This window comes from Gilvimarinus sp. 1_MG-2023 (genome assembly GCF_030548285.1).
This window is the reverse complement of record NZ_JAUOSC010001933.1, coordinates 1-228: the sequence shown is the minus strand read 5'-3', so window position 1 is coordinate 228 and position 228 is coordinate 1. Positions and strand designations below refer to the sequence as shown.

Genomic DNA, 228 nt, shown 5'->3' with positions numbered 1-228 from the left:
CCAGTGTGACGGCGAGGTGACGCGGATATTACGATTCAAACCGTATACCCACCATTTGCTTTCCTGATCGTCGGTGATGGTAGCCACCAGTCGGTACCAGTCACTGCCATCGTCAAGCGGCGTGATTTCCTGTGTTTGACTGAGTGGTGTTTCACCCAGCAGATAAGCCACTTCGGGGGAAATATCGGCTTCAAGGATGATCTCTCCAGCGGGAGTCCAGCCAAATCG

At 53.5% G+C, this 228-nt stretch carries 1 protein-coding gene; it reads right to left on the bottom strand.

Annotation, left to right across the window (positions count from 1 at the left end; translation table 11 throughout):
* The coding region (locus tag Q4563_RS23395; RefSeq protein ID WP_303606248.1) for a WYL domain-containing protein at positions 1-228 on the bottom strand (228 nt) is incomplete at both ends.